The 16,061-nt window shown below is 65.9% G+C and carries 14 protein-coding genes; all 14 read left to right on the top strand.

Annotated elements, in window-relative coordinates; translation table 11 throughout:
• Nucleotides 1-4 precede the first annotated feature (4 nt).
• The 14 genes from ispG (at nucleotide 5) to WJ16_RS09240 (ending at nucleotide 16,049) form a co-directional block, all read left to right on the top strand.
• Nucleotides 5-1,309 carry a flavodoxin-dependent (E)-4-hydroxy-3-methylbut-2-enyl-diphosphate synthase gene (gene ispG, locus WJ16_RS09305; protein ID WP_069258020.1) on the top strand — a complete coding sequence of 435 codons (1,305 nt, stop codon included), beginning with the start codon at nucleotides 5-7 and terminating at the stop codon, nucleotides 1,307-1,309.
• A 16-nt stretch (nucleotides 1,310-1,325) separates the two neighbouring features.
• Entirely contained in the window at nucleotides 1,326-2,666 is a 1,341-nt protein-coding gene (gene hisS / locus WJ16_RS09300) for a histidine--tRNA ligase (protein WP_039360260.1), read from the top strand.
• A 55-nt stretch (nucleotides 2,667-2,721) separates the two neighbouring features.
• Nucleotides 2,722-3,351 carry a tetratricopeptide repeat protein gene (locus WJ16_RS09295; RefSeq protein WP_069256818.1) on the top strand — a complete coding sequence of 210 codons (630 nt, stop codon included), beginning with the start codon at nucleotides 2,722-2,724 and terminating at the stop codon, nucleotides 3,349-3,351.
• A gap of 41 nt (nucleotides 3,352-3,392) precedes the next feature.
• Complete coding sequence (gene bamB / locus WJ16_RS09290; RefSeq protein ID WP_069256817.1) at nucleotides 3,393-4,538, top strand: outer membrane protein assembly factor BamB; 1,146 nt, start codon at nucleotides 3,393-3,395, stop codon at nucleotides 4,536-4,538.
• A 247-nt stretch (nucleotides 4,539-4,785) separates the two neighbouring features.
• Nucleotides 4,786-6,123, top strand: a complete 1,338-nt coding sequence (gene der / locus WJ16_RS09285; RefSeq protein ID WP_069256816.1) for a ribosome biogenesis GTPase Der — start codon at nucleotides 4,786-4,788, stop codon at nucleotides 6,121-6,123.
• A gap of 154 nt (nucleotides 6,124-6,277) precedes the next feature.
• Nucleotides 6,278-6,517, top strand: coding sequence for an RNA chaperone Hfq (gene hfq, locus WJ16_RS09280; RefSeq protein ID WP_006399927.1), 240 nt, complete (start codon nucleotides 6,278-6,280; stop codon nucleotides 6,515-6,517).
• Between the two features lie 72 nt (nucleotides 6,518-6,589).
• Entirely contained in the window at nucleotides 6,590-7,765 is a 1,176-nt protein-coding gene (hflX, locus tag WJ16_RS09275) for a GTPase HflX (protein ID WP_175912572.1), read from the top strand.
• 47 nt (nucleotides 7,766-7,812) lie between these two features.
• Complete coding sequence (hflK, locus tag WJ16_RS09270) at nucleotides 7,813-9,153, top strand: FtsH protease activity modulator HflK (RefSeq protein WP_069256814.1); 1,341 nt, start codon at nucleotides 7,813-7,815, stop codon at nucleotides 9,151-9,153.
• 14 nt (nucleotides 9,154-9,167) lie between these two features.
• Nucleotides 9,168-10,067 (top strand): protease modulator HflC, encoded by a 900-nt coding sequence (hflC, locus tag WJ16_RS09265; protein ID WP_069256813.1) that lies wholly within the window; start codon nucleotides 9,168-9,170, stop codon nucleotides 10,065-10,067.
• Nucleotides 10,068-10,103: 36 nt separating this feature from the next.
• Entirely contained in the window at nucleotides 10,104-10,295 is a 192-nt protein-coding gene (locus WJ16_RS09260) for a DUF2065 domain-containing protein (RefSeq protein WP_011352254.1), read from the top strand.
• 114 nt (nucleotides 10,296-10,409) lie between these two features.
• Nucleotides 10,410-11,558 carry an ATP phosphoribosyltransferase regulatory subunit gene (locus tag WJ16_RS09255; RefSeq protein ID WP_069256812.1) on the top strand — a complete coding sequence of 383 codons (1,149 nt, stop codon included), beginning with the start codon at nucleotides 10,410-10,412 and terminating at the stop codon, nucleotides 11,556-11,558.
• Nucleotides 11,559-11,671: 113 nt separating this feature from the next.
• Nucleotides 11,672-13,018: an adenylosuccinate synthase gene (locus WJ16_RS09250; protein ID WP_069256811.1), complete on the top strand. Its 1,347-nt coding sequence runs from the start codon at nucleotides 11,672-11,674 to the stop codon at nucleotides 13,016-13,018.
• Nucleotides 13,019-13,025: 7 nt separating this feature from the next.
• Nucleotides 13,026-13,622, top strand: a complete 597-nt coding sequence (locus tag WJ16_RS09245) for a phosphoribosyltransferase (RefSeq protein ID WP_006485899.1) — start codon at nucleotides 13,026-13,028, stop codon at nucleotides 13,620-13,622.
• A gap of 510 nt (nucleotides 13,623-14,132) precedes the next feature.
• Nucleotides 14,133-16,049 carry a potassium transporter Kup gene (locus WJ16_RS09240; protein WP_069256810.1) on the top strand — a complete coding sequence of 639 codons (1,917 nt, stop codon included), beginning with the start codon at nucleotides 14,133-14,135 and terminating at the stop codon, nucleotides 16,047-16,049.
• Nucleotides 16,050-16,061: the final 12 nt, after the last annotated feature.

Genomic DNA, 16,061 nt, shown 5'->3' with positions numbered 1-16,061 from the left:
ATCGATGCAATCCGAAGCTCAATCCCCACGCATTAGTCAGATTTGTTCGACCGAACCGGTATTCGGCGGGCAGCAGCCGCGCCGCGTATCGCATGCGGTGGATGTCCGCTGGGGCGGGCAGCTCGTGACGATCGGCGGCGACGCGCCGGTGCGCGTGCAGTCGATGACGAATACCGACACGGCCGACGCGATCGGCACCGCGATCCAGATCAAGGAACTCGCGAACGCGGGCTCCGAACTGGTGCGCATCACGGTCAACACGCCCGAGGCCGCAGCCGCCGTGCCGGCGATCCGCGAGCAGCTCGACCGGATGGGCGTGAGCGTGCCGCTCGTCGGCGATTTCCACTACAACGGCCACCTGCTGCTGCGCGATTACCCGGGTTGTGCGGAGGCGCTGTCGAAGTACCGGATCAACCCGGGCAACGTCGGCCAGGGCGCGAAGCGCGACACGCAGTTCGCGCTGATGATCGAGGCCGCGGCCAAGTACGACAAGGTGGTGCGAATCGGCGTGAACTGGGGCAGCCTCGACCAGGATCTGCTCGCGCGCATGATGGACGAGAACGCTGCGCGTTCGGAGCCGTGGGGTGCGCAGAGCGTGATGTACGAAGCGCTGATCCAGTCGGCGATCGGCTCGGCCGAGCGCGCGGTCGAACTCGGCCTCGGCCGCGACCGCATCGTGCTGTCGTGCAAGGTCAGCGGCGTGCAGGACCTGATCGCCGTGTACCGCGAGCTCGGCCGCCGTTGCGGCTTCGCGCTGCACCTCGGGCTGACCGAGGCCGGCATGGGTTCGAAGGGCATCGTCGCATCGACGGCCGCGCTCGGCGTGCTGCTGCAGGAAGGGATCGGCGACACGATCCGCATCTCGCTGACGCCGGAGCCGGGCGCGCCGCGCACCGGTGAAGTGATCGTCGGCCAGGAAATCCTGCAGACGATGGGCCTGCGCTCGTTTGCGCCGATGGTGATCGCGTGCCCGGGCTGCGGCCGTACGACGAGCACGCTGTTCCAGGAGCTCGCGATGCAGATCCAGACATACCTGCGCGAACAGATGCCGGTATGGCGCAAGGAATATCCGGGCGTCGAAAAGATGAACGTCGCGGTGATGGGCTGCATCGTCAACGGCCCGGGTGAATCGAAGCACGCGAACATCGGCATCAGCCTGCCGGGTTCGGGCGAGAACCCGGCCGCGCCCGTTTTCATCGACGGCGAGAAGGTCAAGACGCTGCGCGGCGAGCGGATCGCCGAGGAATTCCAGCAGATCGTCAGCGACTACGTCGCACGCAACTACGGCCGCGCTGAGGCCACGAACTAATTCGTCCACACACACGATGACTGAACAAAAACGCAAGATCGAGAAGCTCACCGGCGTCAAGGGCATGAACGACATCCTTCCGCAGGATGCCGGCCTTTGGGAGTTCTTCGAAGCCACCGTGAAATCGCTGCTGCGTGCGTATGGCTACCAGAACATCCGCACGCCGATCGTCGAGCACACGCAGCTCTTCACGCGCGGCATCGGCGAGGTCACGGACATCGTCGAGAAGGAGATGTACAGCTTCACCGACGCGCTGAACGGCGAGAACCTGACGATGCGTCCGGAAAACACCGCGGCCGTCGTCCGTGCGTCGATCGAGCACAACATGCTGTACGACGGCCCGAAGCGCCTGTGGTACATCGGCCCGATGTTCCGTCACGAGCGCCCGCAACGCGGCCGCTACCGCCAGTTCCACCAGGTCGGTGTCGAGGCGCTCGGCTTCGCGGGCCCGGATGCGGACGCCGAGATCATCATGATGTGCCAGCGTCTGTGGGACGACCTCGGGCTGACAGGCATCAAGCTCGAGATCAACTCGCTCGGCCTCGCCGAAGAGCGTGCCGCGCACCGCGTCGAACTGATCAAGTACCTCGAGCAGTTCGCCGACGTGCTCGACGAGGATGCGAAGCGTCGCCTGTATACGAACCCGCTGCGCGTGCTCGACACGAAGAATCCCGCGCTGCAGGAAATCGCGCAGAACGCACCGAAGCTGATCGACTTCCTCGGCGACGAGTCGCGCGCGCACTTCGAGGGGCTGCAGCGTCTGCTGCTCGCGAACAACATCCCGTTCAAGATCAACCCGCGTCTCGTGCGCGGTCTCGACTACTACAACCTGACCGTGTTCGAATGGGTGACCGACAAGCTCGGCGCGCAGGGCACGGTCGCGGCCGGCGGTCGTTACGATCCGCTGATCGAGCAGCTCGGCGGCAAGCCGACCGCCGCGTGCGGTTGGGCGATGGGCATCGAGCGGATTCTCGAACTGCTGAAGGAAGAGGATCTCGCGCCCGAGCAGGAAGGCGTCGACGTGTACGTCGTGCATCAGGGCGAGACCGCGCGCGAACAGGCGTTCATTGCGGCCGAGCGCCTGCGCGACACGGGCCTCGACGTAATCTTCCACTGCAGCGCCGACGGTGCGCCGGCGAGCTTCAAGTCGCAGATGAAGCGGGCGGATGCCAGCGGTGCCGCGTTCGCGGTGATCTTCGGCGAAGAAGAGGTCGCGAACGGCACGGTGGGCGTGAAAGCGCTGCGCGGCGCGGGCGGAGACGGCGAAAAGAACGTTCAGCAGACCGTACCGGTCGAAGGCTTGACCGAATTCTTAATCAATGCGATGGTTGCATCCGCCGAAGACGGCGACGACTGATCGCGCTGGCATCCGCTCGACAAAAACGGCCTGAACAGGAAGGAATCGCTCGCCGATGAGTTATCACGACGAACAAGAATCGATTGAAAGTCTCAAGGCGTGGTGGGCCCGCTGGGGCAACCTCACCACGTGGATCGTGCTCGCGGCGCTCGTCGTCGCGGCCGGCTTCAACGGCTGGAACTACTGGCAGCGCCGTCAGGCTGCCGAAGCGTCCGGGCTGTACGAGCAGGTCCAGAAGGCCGCCGCCGCGAACGACAAGGCGACGATGGCCCGCGCGGCCGCCGACATGGAAGACAAGTTCGGCAGCACGCCGTATGCGCAGATGACGGCGCTGTCCGCTGCGAAGACGCTGTACGCGGCCGGCGACTCGGCGGGTGCGAAGGCGCAGCTGCAATGGGCCGCCGATCACGCCAAGGATGACGAGTACAAGCAGATCGCGAAGCTGCGTCTCGCGTCGCTGCTGCTCGACGAGAAGGCGTACGACGCGGGCCTCGCGCTGCTGTCGGGTACGCCGGTCGATGCATTCAAGGGCCTCGTGGCCGATCGCCGCGGCGATCTGCTGGCCGCGCAAGGCAAGACCGACGATGCGCGCGCCGCTTACAAGCTCGCGCTCGACGGCCTGTCGAAGGACGACCAGTCCGCACGCCAGCTCGTACAGTTCAAGCTGGACGCGCTCGGCGGCTGAACTCCGGTCCCCTCAACCTCTTAACTCTGCTTCGCTAACCGATGAATTTGCTGAAACGTTACGCTGTGCCCGTTGCCTGCGCGGCGGCTGTTCTCGCACTGGCGGCCTGCTCGTCGTCGAAGGACGCGCGCCGCGTGCCGACGCCGCTCACCGAGTTCAAGCCCGTGATGGACGTGCAACAGGTCTGGAAGGCGAGCGTCGGCAAGGGCGGACGCTATCTGTTCTCGCCGGTCGCCGTGGGCGACGCCGTCTATGCGGCGGGCGAAAACGGGTCGGTCGAGAAGATCGACGCGAAGACGGGCCAGACGGTCTGGCGTGCGAAGGTCGGCTCCGATCTGTCGGCCGGTGTCGGCAGCGACGGCAACCTGACCGCGGTCGGCGCACTGAAGGGCGGCGTGTTCGTGCTGGGCCCGGACGGCAAGCAACTGTGGAAGACCAGCGTGCAGGGCGAGATCTTCTCGCCGCCGCTCGTCGGCAATGGCCTCGTGGTCGTGCGCACGATCGACGGCCAGGTGATCGCGTTCAACGCGCAGACGGGCGAGCAGAAGTGGAACTACCGCAATCGTGCGGTGCCGCTGAACCTGCGCGTGTCGGCCGGCATGACGTTCGCCGGTGATGCGGCCGTGCTGGCGGGCTTCCCGGGCGGCGGGCTGGTCGCGATCAACCTGCAGACGGGCGAGCCGTTCTGGCAGACTCCGGTGTCGTTCCCGAAGGGTGTGACCGAGGTCGAGCGCATCAACGACGTCAGCGGCCCGCCGACGCTCGTGGGCGCGGAAGCCTGCGCGGTCACGTTCCAGGGCCAGCTCGGCTGCTTCGATGCGAACTCGGGCCGCCCGCTGTGGGAAAAGCCGTTCTCGAGCCGCAGCGGTCTGGCCCAGGACGATTCGGTGGTCGCCGGCGGCGACGACTGGTCGATCGTGACGGCGTACGACGCGGCCACCGGCAACCAGCTGTGGCGCAACGACAAGCTGAAAAGCCGTGACGTCGGCGTGCCGTATCTGCTCGGACATGCGGTCGTGATGGGCGACTACAAGGGCTTCGTACACTTCCTCTCGCGCGAAGACGGCAGCTTCATCGCACGGATGAAGACCGACGGCAGCGCGATTACGGCGGCGCCGGTCCTCGCGGGCAACACGCTCGTCGTGCAGACGAAGGACGGCGGCCTGTACGGATTCCGTCCGCGCTGACGCGCAGGAAACAGGCGCGGGCGCGGCGCGACGGGCTTGTCCCGCGCGCCGCGCTCGCGCGACTTGAAGGCGGCCGGTGCATCCGGCCGCTCGGTATTTGAAAGGCAGTTCGAGACGAAAGACGATGGCGCGCTGCGCGCGCCAGGCGCGCGCATCCGGCGCGGCGCGAATTCGTGATATTTTCATTCAGCGCAGCCGCCCGCAGCAGCGGGCCTCCCGCTGCTGCGCTTCACCGTAGAAAACACAGATGAAACCGGTCATTGCCCTCGTTGGGCGCCCCAATGTGGGGAAATCCACGCTGTTCAACCGGCTCACGCGCTCGCGTGACGCGCTGGTCGCCGACTTGCCGGGCCTGACGCGCGATCGCCATTACGGCGAAGGGCGCGTCGGCGAACGGCCGTACCTGGTCGTCGATACGGGCGGCTTCGAGCCCGTCGCGAAGGACGGCATCCTGCACGAGATGGCGCGCCAGACGCGGCAGGCCGTCGAGGAAGCCGACATCGTCGTGTTCATCGTCGACGGCCGCAACGGGCTCGCGCCGCAGGACAAGTCGATTGCCGACTACCTGCGCAAGACCGGCCGGCCGATCTTCCTCGTGGTCAACAAGGCCGAGGGGATGAAGTACACGTCGGTCGCCTCCGAGTTCTACGAGCTCGGGCTCGGCGATCCGCGCGCGATTTCGGCCGCGCACGGCGACGGCGTGACCGACATGATCAACGAAGCGCTCGCGGTCGCCTATGCGGACCGGCCGGAGGAAGAGGACGAGAACGATCCGTCGCGCGGCATCAAGATCGCGATCGTCGGCCGTCCGAACGTCGGCAAGTCGACGCTCGTGAATGCGCTGATCGGCGAAGATCGCGTGATCGCGTTCGACATGCCGGGCACGACGCGCGATTCGATCTACGTCGACTTCGAGCGTAACGGCAAGAAATACACGCTGATCGACACGGCCGGCCTGCGCCGTCGCGGCAAGGTGTTCGAGGCGATCGAGAAGTTCTCGGTCGTGAAGACGCTGCAGTCGATCTCCGACGCGAACGTCGTCATTCTTCTGCTGGATGCGCAGCAGGACATTTCCGACCAGGACGCGCACATCGCCGGCTTCGTCGTCGAGCAGGGCCGCGCGCTCGTGATCGGCGTCAACAAGTGGGACGGTCTCGACGAGCATGCGCGCGACCGTGCGAAAGCGGATTTGACCCGCAAGCTGAAATTCCTCGACTTCGCGAAATCGCACTTCATCTCGGCCGCGAAGAAGACAGGCATCGGTACGCTGATGCGCTCGGTCGACGACGCGTACGCGGCGGCGATGGCGAAGCTGCCGACGCCGAAGCTCACGCGCGCGCTGATCGAAGCGGTCGAATTCCAGCAGCCGCGCCGTCGCGGCCCGGTGCGTCCGAAGCTGCGCTATGCGCACCAGGGCGGCCAGAATCCGCCGATCATCGTGATCCACGGCAACGCGCTCGACGCGGTCACGGAAACCTACAAGCGCTACCTCGAAAACCGGTTCCGCGAAACTTTCTCGCTGACCGGGACTCCATTGCGCATAGAGTTCCGTTCGTCGAACAATCCGTACGCGGACAAGAGCTGAAGCAGCCTGTTACACACGTCATGCAAGGGGTTGGCCGCAAGGCCTATGCCCCGGGCGGGCCAGGCAAAATCAGCTATAGTGTAGCGATTGGCGCCGGATCTCTTTTTCTTTCCCGCCAATCCAGATCAACCTGCAAAAAAAGATGGAGTACGCCATGAGCAACAAAGGGCAATTGTTACAAGACCCGTTTTTGAACGCACTGCGCAAAGAGCACGTTCCCGTTTCGATTTACCTCGTCAACGGCATCAAGCTTCAAGGGAACATTGAATCGTTCGACCAGTACGTCGTGTTGCTCCGTAATACGGTGACCCAGATGGTGTACAAGCACGCCATCTCGACGGTCGTGCCGGCGCGCCCGGTGAATTTCCACCCGGACGCGGAAGCCTCGTCCTAACCTATCGCAGCGGCCGGCGTCCGGTCGCCGCGAGCGACCGATGCCAGCCGCCTTATCTTGACACCCGAAAATTTGATCAACGCAGCGCTCGTCGGCATCGATTTCGGCAAGACCGATTTCGAAGCCAGTCTCGAAGAACTCAGTCTTCTCGCCTCCAGCGCGGGGGCCCGTCCCGCAGTCACCCTCACGGGTCGTCGCTCAAGCCCCGATGCCAAGATGTTCATCGGCAGCGGCAAAGCCGAAGAATTGCGGCTTGCCTGCGACGCGCACAACGTCGAAATCGTCATCTTCAACCACGCACTGGCGCCGGCCCAGCAACGTAATCTGGAGCAGGCGCTTAACAGGCGTGTGGTCGATCGCACCAGCCTCATCCTCGACATCTTCGCCCAGCGCGCCCGCAGCCACGAAGGCAAGCTGCAGGTCGAACTCGCGCAGCTTCAGTACCTGTCGACGCGGCTCATTCGCGCATGGACCCACCTTGAACGGCAGAAGGGCGGTATCGGCCTGCGCGGCCCGGGTGAAACCCAGCTCGAAACCGACCGCCGGCTGATCGGCGAGCGTATCAAGATGCTGAAGTCGCGGCTCGACCGGCTGCGCCGGCAGCACAGCACGCAACGTCGGCAGCGCGCGCGCAGCGGCACGATGTCGGTGTCGCTCGTCGGCTATACGAACGCGGGCAAGTCGACGCTGTTCAATGCGCTGACGAAAGCGCAGGCGTACGCGGCCGACCAGTTGTTCGCCACCCTCGACACGACGTCGCGGCGCGTATACCTCGGCGACGAGGTCGGCCAGATCGTCGTGTCCGATACGGTCGGCTTCATCCGTGAACTGCCTCACCAACTGGTCGCGGCATTCCGGGCGACCCTCGAGGAAACGATCCACGCGGATCTGCTGCTGCACGTGGTCGATGCATCGAGCGCGGTCCGGCTCGAGCAGATCGAGCAGGTCAACGGCGTGCTGCACGAGATCGGCGCGGACACGATCCGGCAGGTGCTGGTGTTCAACAAGATCGACGCGGTGCCCGAGCTGGCGGCCCGCGGCGACGCGGTCGAGCGGGACGAGTATGGTAATATTTCGCGCGTCTTTTTGAGCGCGCGCACCGGTCAGGGTCTTGACGCGTTGCGTGCCGCCATCGCCGAAATCGCCTCCGCGGAACACCTTTCCGGCGCGACGTTACCCAACGACGTGCTCGACGGCGCACCCGCTGAACCACACGAAGACCACACGATTTCCGAACACGGGCGCTAACCGGTCCCGGCCGGTTCGCCGGCGTCCAATCTGGTGAACAAACTCTGGTGAACGAATACAACGAGCGGAGTACCTGGCGGCGGATGCGCGCCTTGCTGTCGATCAACGATCCCCGCTGGGGACGCGGCGAAGGCAATGGCAAAGACGGATCCCGTCCCCGTGCGAACGAATCGAAGCGTCCGCAAGGCGGCGACGGCGATGGTCCGCCCGATCTCGACGAGATGTGGCGCAACTTCAACCGGCGCCTGAACGGCCTCTTCGGCGGCAAGGGCGGTAACGGCTTCCGTCCCGACAACGGGCGGGCCGCGAAGGTCGGCGTCGGCATCGTGATCGGCGTGCTGGTCGCGATCTACGCGGGCAGCGGGCTGTTCGTCGTGCAGGACGGGCAGACGGGCGTCGTGCTGCAACTCGGCAAGCTGTCGGGCACGGTCGGCCAGGGCGTGCACTGGCGCGCGCCGTATCCGTTCGCGTCGCACGAGATCGTCGATACGTCGCAGGTGCGCTCGATCGAGATCGGCCGTAACAATGTCGTGCGTCTCGCGAACGTGAAGGAAGCGGCAATGCTCACGCGCGATGCCGATATCGTCGACGTGCGCTTCATCGTCCAGTACCGGATCCGTTCCGCAACCGATTACCTGTTCCGCGGCGTCGATCCCGAGCGCAGCGTGTCGCAGGCCGCCCAGGCCGCGGTGCGCGCGATCGTCGGCACGCGCAGCGCGGCCGACCTGCTGAATCAGGACCGCGACGCGCTGCGCGAGCAGCTTTCCGCCGCGATCCAGCGCGATCTCGACCGCTATCAAACGGGCCTCGAAGTGACGGCCGTCACGATGCAGAGCGTCGCGGCGCCCGAGCAGACGCAGGCCGCCTACGCCGAGGTCGCGAAGGCGCGCGACGAGCGCGAAGCCGCGAAGCGTGCCGCGCAGGCGTATGCAAGCGACCTGCTGCCGAAGGCGCAGGGCGACGCCGCGAAGCTCGTCGACGAAGCGAAGGCGTATGCCGATCGCGTGGTCACGCAAGCCGAAGGCGATGCCGACCGCTTCAAGCAGGTCTATGCGCAGTATTCGAAGGCACCCGCGGTGGTCCGCGAGCGCATGTATCTCGAGACGATGCAGGAAATCTATTCGAACGCGACGAAGGTGTTCGTCGGCAACAAGGGTGGCAACAGCGTCGTGTATCTGCCGCTCGACAAGCTCGTCGAGCAGGGGCGACAGAATGCCGCGACGTCCGCCGGCGCATCCGCGCCCGATGCAGCGTCGGCACCGGCGGCCGTCGCGCCGGCTGCGGCCGCACCCGCCAGTGCGGCATCGGCCGCGGCGGCGTCGGGCAGCGACGTGCTGCGATCGCGCGAGGGGTTTCGCAGCCGGTCGCGCGAAGACGATCTGAAGTAACGGGAGCGCAGAACATGAACCGAATCATTGCGCTCGTCGTCGCAATCGTGATCGTTGCCTTCGCGGCATCGTCGACCGTCCTTACCGTCGATCCGCGCCATGCGGCCGTTCTGTCGGGGCGCGATGGCGCGCAGCCCGAGCTCGCGGGCCCCGGCATCCATTTCAAATTGCCGCCGCCGCTGCAGACGGCCACGCTGATCGACACGCGCCTGCAATCGCTCGAGTCGTCGGACCCGCTGCAACTGGTCACGGCGGACAAGCACGACCTGCTCGTCGCCTACGCGCTGAAGTACCGGATCACCGATCCGATGAAGTATTTCACGGCGACGGGCGGCGACCCGGCCGCCGCCGGCGACCGTCTGGCCGGTGTGCTGAAGAGCGCACTCGGCGACGCGTTCGGCAAGCGCGCGCTCGACGACGCACTCGGTGGCCAGCGTGCGATCGCCGATGCGGCCCGCGACGAAGTGAAGGCGAAGGCGTCCGGTTTCGGCGTCGACGTGGTCGACGTCCAGCTGACGCGCGTCGATCTGCCGGCCGCGCAGACCGATGCCGTCTATCAGCGGATGATCGGCTCGCTGCACGATCAGGCGGCGCAGGTGCGTGCGCAAGGCGCGGCCGACGTCGAGCAGATCAAGGCCGACGCCGAACGCGAACAGCAGGCCGTGCTTGCGAACGCGTACAAGTCCGCGCAGACGATCAAGGGCGAGGGCGACGCAAAGGCCGCGACGATTGCCGCCGATGCATTCGGCCGCGATCCGCAGTTCTACCAGTTCTACGCGAGCCTGCAGGCTTACCGGAACACGTTCAAGCGCAACGACATCATCGTCGTCGATCCCGACAGCGAGTTCTTCCGCTTCATGCGCAGCCCGACGGGCGGCGCCGCACCGGCGGCGCCTGCTCCCCGCAAACACTGACCTTGGGGCGCCGCGTCGAGCGGCGCCGTCGCTCGCATGGACCTGGCTGGCTCGTTGTTGCTCGCAGTAGCGCTGATGCTGATCATCGAGGGGGCGTTCCCCTTCGTGTTTCCCGTCGCCTGGCGCGACACGTTTCGTAGAATAGCGGAGCGGCCGCCGCATCATATCCGGATCGGCGGGCTGATCGTGATGGTGCTCGGGCTCATATTGCTGCTGCTCGCCACCTGACCAGGGGGCTGATCCAGACGGCTTATCCGCCGTTCGCCCCGCCCGAATTCAGAATTTCCGATTCATATCGCGGCGCGCGTGTCGCGCGCCGTTTCCCGTCGTAGGACCGTACCGATGTCGACCTGGTTACTTCCCGAGAATATCGCCGACGTGCTGCCGTCGGAAGCGCGCAAGATCGAGGAGCTGCGCCGCAGGCTGCTCGACCGTTTCCGTTCGTACGGCTACGAAATGGTGATGCCGCCGCTGCTCGAATACCTCGAGTCGCTGCTGACGAGCGGCGGCGCCGACCTGCGCCTGCGCACTTTCAAGCTGGTCGACCAGCTGTCGGGCCGTACGCTCGGCCTGCGCGCGGACATCACGCCGCAGGTCGCGCGGATCGACGCGCACCTGTTGAACCGTCAGGGCGTGACACGCCTCTGCTATGCAGGCCACGTGATGCATACGCGCCCGCGCGGCCTGCATGCGACGCGCGAACAGATCCAGATCGGCGCCGAAATCTACGGGCATGCCGGGCTGGAAGCCGACCTCGAAATCCAGCAACTGATGCTCGACGCGCTGCATCTCGCGGGCCTGTCGCGCATCCGCCTCGACCTCGGCCACGCGGGCGTGCTCGCGGCGCTGCTCGCGCGCGACGCACAGGCCGCCGAGCGCGGCGAGTCGCTGTACGACGCGCTGTCGGGCAAGGACGTGCCGCTGCTGAACGAGCTCACCGACGATCTCGGCGCCGATACGCGCGCCGCGCTGCGCGCGCTGCCGCACCTCTATGGCGACGCGAGCGTGCTCGCCGAGGCGCGTGCGCGGTTGCCGGTGCTGCCCGAAATCACGCGGGCGCTCGACGATCTCGCGCAGCTCGCCGCACAGGCGAAGGGCGCCGAAGTGGCGATCGATCTCGGCGACCTGCGCGGTTACGCGTACCACAGCGGTGCGATGTTCAGCGCCTACATCGACGGCGTGCCGAACGCGATCGCACGCGGCGGCCGCTACGACCACGTCGGTCAGGCGTATGGCCGCGCCCGTCCGGCCACGGGCTTCTCGCTCGACCTGCGCGAGCTCGCGCGGATTTCGCCGGTCGAGGCGCGCGGCACCGCGATTCTCGCGCCGTGGGCGCAGGACGACGCGCTGGGCGCGGCCGTTGCGGCGCTGCGCGATGCGGGCGAAGTCGTGATCCAGGCACTGCCGGGCCACGATCATGTGCTCGACGAATTCGCGTGCGACCGGTCGCTTGTCGAGCGCGACGGTGCATGGGTGGTCGAACCCCGATAAACAGGTGTTCGCGGGACGTGCTTCGGCGTGCATATCGTTGAAGCGAAACGGAAAAATTCGGAATCGCCCGCGAACATAGGTAGAATACGTTTTTAACCAGCTAACGAATCAACATGTCTGCCAGCGCTGTGAACGTGACTCCCGGGCGCAATGTCGTCGTCGTGGGAACGCAATGGGGTGATGAAGGCAAGGGCAAGATCGTCGACTGGCTGACGGACCACGCCAAGGGCGTCGTGCGTTTCCAGGGCGGTCACAACGCCGGCCACACCCTCATCATCGGCGGCAAGAAAACCATCTTGCGCCTCATCCCGTCGGGCATCATGCGTGAAGGCGTCGCCTGCTACATCGGCAACGGCGTCGTCCTGTCCCCCGAAGCACTGTTCAAGGAAATCGGCGAGCTCGAAGAAGCCGGCGTGAACGTGCGCGACCGTCTGTTCATCTCCGAAGCCACGACGCTGATCCTGCCGTACCACATCGCGATCGACCAGGCGCGCGAAGCGCGCAAGGGCGCGGGCAAGATCGGCACGACCGGCCGCGGCATCGGCCCCGCGTACGAAGACAAGGTCGGCCGTCGGGCGCTGCGCGTGCAGGACCTGTTCGACGCGAAGACCTTCGCCGACCGCCTGCGCGAAAACCTCGATTTCCACAACTTCGTGCTGACCCAGTACCTGGGCGGCGCGGCCGTCGATTTCCAGGCCACGCTCGACACGATGCTCGGTTACGCCGACCGCCTGAAGCCGATGGTGACGGACGTATCGCGCCGCCTGTACGACGCGAACAATGCGGGCCAGAACCTGCTGTTCGAAGGCGCGCAAGGCACGCTGCTCGACATCGATCACGGCACCTATCCGTTCGTCACGTCGAGCAACTGCGTCGCAGGTGCGGCGTCGGCCGGCGCGGGCGTCGGCCCGCAGAAGCTCAACTACATCCTCGGCATCACGAAGGCATATTGCACGCGCGTCGGCTCGGGCCCGTTCCCGAGCGAACTGTACGATGCGGACAATCCGCAGCGCCAGGATCAGGTCGGCGTCACGCTCGCGAACGTCGGCAAGGAATTCGGTTCGGTCACCGGCCGTCCGCGCCGCACCGGCTGGCTCGACGCAGCCGCGCTGCGCCGCTCGATCCAGATCAACGGCGTGTCGGGCCTGTGCATGACCAAGCTCGACGTGCTCGACGGCCTCGACGAAGTCAAGCTGTGCGTCGGCTACAAGATCGACGGCAAGGATGTGGACATCCTGCCGCGCGGCGCGGCCGATGTGGCGCGTTGCGAGCCCGTGTACGAAACGTTCCCCGGCTGGAAGGAAAGCACGGTCGGCATCAAGACGTGGGATGCGCTGCCGGCGAATGCGCAGGCGTACCTGAGCCGCGTTCAGGACGTGGCTGGCGTGCCGGTCGACATGGTGTCGACGGGCCCGGACCGCGACGAAACGATCCTGCTCCGCCATCCGTTCAAGGTGTAATTCCCAGATGACGCAGCAAATTACGATGACGGCGGCAGACTTGATGACCGATCCGCGTAACGACGACAAGAACCTGTGGGTAGGCTGGGACGAGTATCACCGTCTGATCGAGCTGCTCGCGCTCCAGGTGCATGCGTCGGGCTGGAAGTTCGACCAGATCCTGTGCCTCGCGCGCGGCGGCCTGCGTGTCGGCGATCAGCTGTCGCGCATCTACGACGTGCCGCTCGCGATCCTCGCGACCAGCTCGTACCGGGAAGCGGCCGGCACGGAGCAGGGTGAGCTCGACATCGCGCAGTACATCACGATGACGCGCGGCAACCTCGCGGGCAACGTGCTGCTGGTTGACGATCTCGTCGATTCGGGCGTCACGCTCGCGCGCGTGCAGGAGCACCTGAAGGAGCGCTATCCGTCGGTGACGGCCGTGCGCTCGGCCGTGCTCTGGTACAAGGGCTGCTCGAAGGTCAAGCCCGACTATCACACGCAGTTTCTGCCGACGAATCCGTGGATTCACCAGCCGTTCGAGGAGTGGGACACGGTTCGTCCGCACAACCTCGAAGCGTGGATCAAGCGCGGTCGCGCGCAGCGCGACGGTTCGGGCGCGTAAGCGGCCGGCCGATCGAAGGAAAGCCTTGTACGGCGCCGCTTGCGGCGCCGTTTTTCATGGGCGCCCGGCATCATGGGCGTCCGCCTGTACAAGTCGCGCCATGGATCGCGGCAAATGGAGCGAAGCGTCACTGCATGACGGTGGTCGAATGCAGGGAGGAAGCGCGAAGCGTCAATCGCGAGCCGACGGACGAGCGCCGTATAGAAAGAAGGCGTTGCCGGGCAGCGCGAGGAGGGCATAAAACTGCGAAGCGCGCGTGATCAGGGCGAAGCGGCGACCGTCCGCGGCCCGATCGGCGCACCAGGTACGCCGGACGGTGCGCTCGGCGCACCCGATAGGCAGACTGCGCGGCCCCGGCTATGATTGGCAGCCCTGCCACAGCTCGCGCCGGATTGCATGCGCGACGTGGATCACGTGGCTCCACGGCAACAGGGCAGGACGGTGATTCACGGGGGCGCGAGTAGAATAGCGCTCGTTTTGTCCGACCCGGACCCGATTATTACGCTTCATATGAACGACACGATCCACGCGAACGACGCAGCACACGCGCCGCATTCGACGCAACAACACTCGATGCGGGCGCTAGCGATAGCAGCCATCGGCGTCGTGTTCGGCGACATCGGCACCAGCCCGCTGTATTCGCTCAAGGAGGCGTTCAGCCCCGCGCACGGCATTCCGCTCACCGAAGGATCGATTCTCGGCGTGATCTCGCTGCTGTTCTGGGCAATCATCCTGGTGGTCGGCGTCAAGTACCTGCTGTTCGTGATGCGGGCGGACAACAACGGCGAAGGCGGCGTGCTCGCGCTGATGGCGCTGTCGCTGCGGCCGCTCGACTCGAAAACCCGTGTCGCGGGCGCGCTGATGGCGCTCGGGATCTTCGGCGCGTGCATGTTCTACGGGGACGCAGTGATCACGCCGGCGATCTCGGTGATGTCGGCGGTCGAAGGTCTCGAAATCGCGACGCCGCACCTGTCTCATCTCGTGTTGCCGATCACGATCGTGATCCTGATCGCGCTGTTCTGGATCCAGCGCCACGGCACCGCGCTGGTCGGCAAGCTGTTCGGGCCGATCATGGTGCTGTGGTTCGTCGTGATCGCGGCGCTCGGCGTGTACCACATCGTGCGCGTGCCGGGCATCATGGCGGCCGTCAACCCGTATTACGCGGCGTCGTTCATGGCCGACCATCTGCTGCAGGCGTACGTCGTGCTCGGCTCGGTCGTGCTGGTGCTGACCGGCGCGGAAGCGCTCTACGCGGACATGGGCCACTTCGGCGCGAAGCCGATCCGCATCGCCGCCTACGGGCTCGTGATGCCGTCGCTCGTGCTGAACTACTTCGGCCAGGGTGCGCTGCTGATCCAGAACCCGAAGGCGATCGAGAACCCGTTCTTCCTGCTGGCCCCGGAATGGGCGCTGCTGCCGCTCGTCGTGCTGTCGACGGTCGCGACCGTGATCGCGTCGCAGGCGGTGATCTCGGGCGCGTATTCGCTGACGTCGCAGGCCATCCAGCTGGGCTACGTGCCGCGCATGAAGGTGCTGCACACGTCGGAACTCGCGATCGGCCAGATCTACGTGCCGGTCGTGAACTGGCTGCTGCTGTTCGTGATTCTCTGCATCGTGGTCGGCTTCAAGAGCTCCGACAACCTCGCGGCCGCGTACGGCATCGCGGTGACGGCGACGATGGTGATCACGACCGTGCTGGCTTGCGTCGTGATGGTGAAGGTGTGGAACTGGAACCGGCTGCTGGTCGGCGCGATCATCGCGGTGTTCCTCGCGATCGACCTCGGCTTCTTCGGCGCGAACCTGCTGAAAGTCGCGCAGGGCGGCTGGCTGCCGCTCGGCATCGGCGCGCTGCTGTTCTTCCTGCTGATGACCTGGTACAAGGGGCGTCACATCGTCAAGGAGCGCACGGCGGCCGACGGCATTCCGCTCGAACCGTTCCTGCAGGGGCTGCTCGCGCATCCGCCGCATCGCGTGTCGGGTACCGCGATCTACCTGACCGGCAACGACAAGCTCGTGCCCGTCAGCCTGCTGCACAACCTGAAGCACAACAAGGTGCTGCACGAGCGCACCATTTTCCTCACGTTCGTCACGCGCGACTTTCCTTACGTGCGCGACGACAAGCGCCAGACCGCGCGTGATGCGGGCGGCGGGCTGTACATCGTCAAGGCCGAGTACGGCTTCAACGAGACGCCCGACGTGAAGGCCGTGCTCGAGGAATTCGGCCGCACGCACGACATGACGTTCGAACTGATGGACACGTCGTTCTTCCTCGCGCGCGAAACGGTCGTGCCGACCCATCTGCCCGGCATGTCGATCTGGCGCGAGCGCGTGTTCGCGTGGATGCACCAGAATGCCGCGAAGCCGACCGACTTCTTCTCGATCCCGGCGAACCGCGTGGTCGAGCTCGGAACGAAGATCGAGATCTGACCGGGTACGGCG

This window comes from Burkholderia metallica, assembly GCF_001718555.1.
Classification (GTDB): Bacteria; Pseudomonadota; Gammaproteobacteria; order Burkholderiales; family Burkholderiaceae; genus Burkholderia; species Burkholderia metallica.
This window is presented reverse-complemented; position numbering and strand designations above follow the sequence as displayed.